The organism is Vibrio sp. 10N.222.46.A1 (assembly GCF_041473595.1).
GTDB classification, from domain to species: domain Bacteria; phylum Pseudomonadota; class Gammaproteobacteria; order Enterobacterales; family Vibrionaceae; genus Vibrio; species Vibrio tasmaniensis_A.
The window spans coordinates 1-4,008 of record NZ_JBFRSN010000585.1; the positions used below are offsets into that span (position 1 = coordinate 1).

Sequence of the window (4,008 nt, forward strand, 5' to 3'; positions counted from 1 at the left end):
CTGGATTTACGTTATTCAGCACTGCTGGCTGTCGCGGTCGGCTTCTCGGTATTGATTCCTTATATCGGCGCGGCGGCTGTGACCGTTCCAGTCGCGATTGTTGGCCTGTTCCAGTGGGGCTTAGAACCTCAGTTTTATTGGTTGCTTCTCGCTTACGGTATTATCCAAGCGTTAGATGGTAACGTGCTCGTTCCTGTTCTGTTCTCTGAAGCAGTGAACCTACACCCAGTAGCGATTATTGTAGCGGTGTTGGTGTTTGGCGGACTGTGGGGGTTCTGGGGAGTGTTCTTTGCGATCCCTCTAGCCACGCTAGTGAAAGCGGTTTGGAATGCCCTACCGAGTCACGCTCTCGATGATGACCCTGAACACCAATCGTAATTGAACGCGCTATCAATTTGAATGCGCTATCAATTTTAATAAGTACAAAAAGGCCGAATATCCATGATATTCGGCCTTTTGGCATTTGGCTTAGTAGTGAGTAGTGTATTTAGATTCGCTAGGTGCGAATTTAGAGAATCAACTCACTAAAATCAACATTAAGCTTCTGGATTGAAGTAGTCTAGAACCACTTCGTGGTGAGTCTTTGTTTTGAACTTGTTGAAGACGTGTTCAATCTGACCTTCTTCATCAATTAGAAAGCTAATACGGTGCAGACCGTCGTACACTTTACCCATAAATTTCTTCTCGCCCCAAACACCAAACTGTTCAGCAACACTGTGGTCTTCATCAGATAGAAGTGTGAAGTTCAGAGATTTCTTCGCAACGAAATTTGGTAGGCGTTTAACTGGGTCAACACTCACACCTAAAACAACCACATTCAGATCATCAAGCTGTGCTTTGATATCACGCAGGCCTTCTGCTTGCACAATACAACCTGGAGTCATTGCTTTAGGGTAAAAATAGAAAAGGACTTTTTTACCTTTGAAGTCACCAAGAGATACGATATTGCCATCTTGATCTGGAAGAGAAAAAGCAGGTGCTGGAACACCAGCCGTTAGCGTATTCATGATATTTCCTTTTTAAAAACTGTTTTTGATAAAGTTGAGCGAGCCTTGTACGGATAGGCTCTGGCACAGCGCGTCGAATTCTTCTTGTAGCTGCATCAAATTACATTCTGATTGCACAGAAGCGGTAATAGAGATATGGAATTGGTCGTTGTCGAGCTGAACCTTAGACTTATTGATGGTTCGCGCACTTAACGAATCGAGGCCGATGTTTCGGTCTGCGAAGAACTGGGTAAACTGCTCAGTAAGGCCGATTTTATCGTCTGACTCAACGAACACCTCTACTGTGTAAGAGTTCTCAATAACATCATGAGTTGAGGTTCGCTTCATAATCGTAATCAAGTCGTGCTCTTGTCCAAGCAAGGGCAGGGTGGTTTCAACGCGGGTGATGTTGTTTGCCTTTCCAGACAGTAGCATGATAAGCGTAAATTCTTCGCCAAATTGAGCGATACGGCTATCAATAATGTTACAGCCTGATTGGGTGACTAAATGAACCACTTGGTTGCATACACCTGGGCGATCTGTGCCCACAGCTGTGATTACTAGATGTTGAGTCATAAAATCACGTCTCTTATATTCCATTGATTCATGCATGTTAGCACAGTTAGCTAGAGGAATAAGTGTGTGCTTGGGGCTTTTATGAGGCACTTTGCTTCAAATATGTAACAAGTAATAGGAATATTTAGAGTGTTCAAAATTCAAAGAGTGGCGTGAGAGCATTGCTTACTTGTTACTGACATCGAGTGCAGAGCTATTCGCTAGATTGAGTGTAGGTTACCCAAATTCTAGGTCGAACGCCGTTATAAGTCGTTTTACCTCAAACATACGACAATATTTACTGCAGATGTTGCTGGTAAGCCACTTTAATGTCTTGTGTTTATTGATTGGCTTACAGTAACATGCAAAAAGAATAAATTAAGGGAGATAGACATGTTTTCAGGAAGTATCGTTGCGCTAGTTACACCATTTAATACAGATGGTGAAGTGGATTTCGACAGCCTTAAAAAGTTAGTTGATCACCATGTTGCAGCAGGTAGTGATGGTCTGGTTGCGGTTGGCACAACTGGTGAGTCTTCAACACTCACTATTGAAGAGCATGTCAAAGTCGTCAATAAGGTCGTTGAATTTGCTGATGGCCGTATTCCTGTTATCGCTGGTACGGGTGCAAACGCAACTCACGAATCTGTACTTTTCAGCCGTTTGCTCAATGGTTCTGGTATTGCTGGTTGCCTGAGCGTAACGCCGTACTACAACAAACCGACTCAAGAAGGTTTGTACCAACATTACAAAGCAATTGCTGAAGTCAGTGACGTTCCACAGATCCTTTACAATGTACCTGGTCGCACTGCGGTAGACTTGTTGCCAGAAACGGTTGCTCGCCTTGCCGAGATCGAAAACATCGTTGCACTTAAAGATGCGACGGGTGATCTCGAAAGAATTGCAATTCACCGTGAACTTTGTGGCGAAGACTTTATCTTACTAAGTGGTGATGACTTAACTGGTCTTGAATTTGTTAAGCGTGGTGGCGATGGTGTGATCTCTGTAACGAACAATGTTGCAGCTGCTGATATGGCGACTATGTTCAAGCTAGCGAAGGAAGGCAAGTTTGAGGAAGCTGAAGCGATCAATGAGCGTTTGATGCCTCTACATAAGAATTTGTTCGTTGAGTCTAACCCTATTCCCGTAAAATGGGCGGTTCACAAAATGGGTCTGATTGCTGAAGGTGGCTTACGTCTACCACTGACTGAACTGTCAAAACCAGCTCAACCTGTTGTTGCTCAAGCAATGACTGAAGCGTGCATTTACTAAAAACGTATAAAGCAATGCCGAAGCGAACCTTCGGCATTTAGGAGTATAAATGAAGTATTCTCACCAGCTAGTGATCGGTTCACTGGCTGTTTTCGTTCTTACAGCATGTTCTGGCAGCCCGACTCAACGTCGCCAAGCCAAAGATGATTTTGAATACTTAGAAACACCTGAGTTTTCACAATGGCAATTGCCTGAAGATGCTCAGCCTCAGTTTTACCCAAACTTTGATATCCCAAACGGTGAATTCAGTGGTGGTACCGGTCGTCAAGTGGATATTCGTCCTCCTCAACAGGTTCTTGAACTGATCCCAGGTGCTCGTACTGAGCGTCAAAATGGTGAAGTGACGTTATGGCTCCTTCGTGCTGAAGAGGCTGACCGAGTATGGCAAACGGCTGTAGATATGCTAACTCAGCGTGGCATTGGCATTCTTGAACAATCAGATAGCGATATTGAGACCGATTGGGTAACTTGGGTTTCTGAAGATGAAGAAGTCGAGATTGGTAGCCGCTATTCTCTCTCTCGTTTCCAAGCGAACAATCGCCATGGCTTCAAGATTAATCTGATTGATTGGCGTGAAGGTTCTGAAGAGAAACCAGTATCGGCAACCAATAAAGAGCGTTACAACGCGTTCTTAACGAATCTAGTGATGGCTAAATACGATGCCAACCTTCGTGCTGAAGCTGCGTTGAAAGCGCAAGAGTTGGTGAAACGCATTCCTATCTCAATGGGTTCGGACCGCAGTGGTTTCCCTGTGATCATTGCTCGTACACCATACAATGTATTGTGGCAACGTCTACCTACCTTGCTACCGACGATGGGCTTCGAACTTGAAGAGCGTAACCAGTCTCAAGGTACAGTGAAAGCTAAGTATGCCGCGCCAGATGATGAATTCTGGGAAGAGATTGGCCTACAGCCTATTGACTTAGCGCCAGGTACTTACACCTTCTTATTTGGTGATCTTGGCAACCGTACATCGATTAACGTAACGGATGCAACAGGTAAGCCTGTAGAAGAAGAGCTACTTAAGTCAATGGTACCGGTATTAGCACACGTTGCAGACCAAACCAAAGACAAGAAAGAAGCAAAATCTGAATAAGCACTGAGCAAATTTAGAAGAAAAAAAAGAGGACATACAATGTCCTCTTTTTTATGTTTGTTAGTCAGTGTTTTATGTTTGTTAGTCAGTGTTTTATGT

General features: G+C 44.0%; 5 protein-coding genes. 3 read left to right on the top strand and 2 right to left on the bottom strand.

Features of this window, described 5'->3' with window-relative positions:
• Nucleotides 1–378: AI-2E family transporter (locus AB4496_RS16460; RefSeq protein ID WP_372131387.1), on the top strand; the 378-nt coding region annotated here is incomplete at its 5' end.
• 158 nt (nucleotides 379–536) lie between these two features.
• On the opposite strand, the gene bcp is transcribed toward AB4496_RS16460, so the two are convergent.
• Together bcp and AB4496_RS16470 are read right to left on the bottom strand one after the other, a co-directional pair.
• Nucleotides 537–1,007, bottom strand: coding sequence for a thioredoxin-dependent thiol peroxidase (bcp, locus tag AB4496_RS16465; protein WP_009847378.1), 471 nt, complete (start codon nucleotides 1,005–1,007; stop codon nucleotides 537–539).
• A gap of 12 nt (nucleotides 1,008–1,019) precedes the next feature.
• Nucleotides 1,020–1,562, bottom strand: a complete 543-nt coding sequence (locus tag AB4496_RS16470) for a glycine cleavage system protein R (RefSeq protein WP_009847377.1) — start codon at nucleotides 1,560–1,562, stop codon at nucleotides 1,020–1,022.
• Nucleotides 1,563–1,934: 372 nt separating this feature from the next.
• Between AB4496_RS16470 and dapA the strand changes: the two genes are divergently transcribed.
• Both dapA and bamC read left to right on the top strand, forming a co-directional pair.
• Nucleotides 1,935–2,813, top strand: a complete 879-nt coding sequence (gene dapA, locus AB4496_RS16475; RefSeq protein ID WP_009847376.1) for a 4-hydroxy-tetrahydrodipicolinate synthase — start codon at nucleotides 1,935–1,937, stop codon at nucleotides 2,811–2,813.
• Nucleotides 2,814–2,862: 49 nt separating this feature from the next.
• The gene (gene bamC / locus AB4496_RS16480) at nucleotides 2,863–3,909 is read left to right on the top strand and encodes an outer membrane protein assembly factor BamC (protein ID WP_009847375.1); all 1,047 of its coding nucleotides are present in this window, start codon (nucleotides 2,863–2,865) and stop codon (nucleotides 3,907–3,909) included.
• Nucleotides 3,910–4,008: the final 99 nt, after the last annotated feature.

Coding starts and splice junctions, on each gene's coding strand:
- bcp (WP_009847378.1), bottom strand. CDS start 1,007: ATGAATACGCTAACGGCTGGTGTTCCAGCACCTGCTTTTTCTCTTCCA.
- AB4496_RS16470 (WP_009847377.1), bottom strand. CDS start 1,562: ATGACTCAACATCTAGTAATCACAGCTGTGGGCACAGATCGCCCAGGT.
- dapA (WP_009847376.1), top strand. CDS start 1,935: ATGTTTTCAGGAAGTATCGTTGCGCTAGTTACACCATTTAATACAGAT.
- bamC (WP_009847375.1), top strand. CDS start 2,863: ATGAAGTATTCTCACCAGCTAGTGATCGGTTCACTGGCTGTTTTCGTT.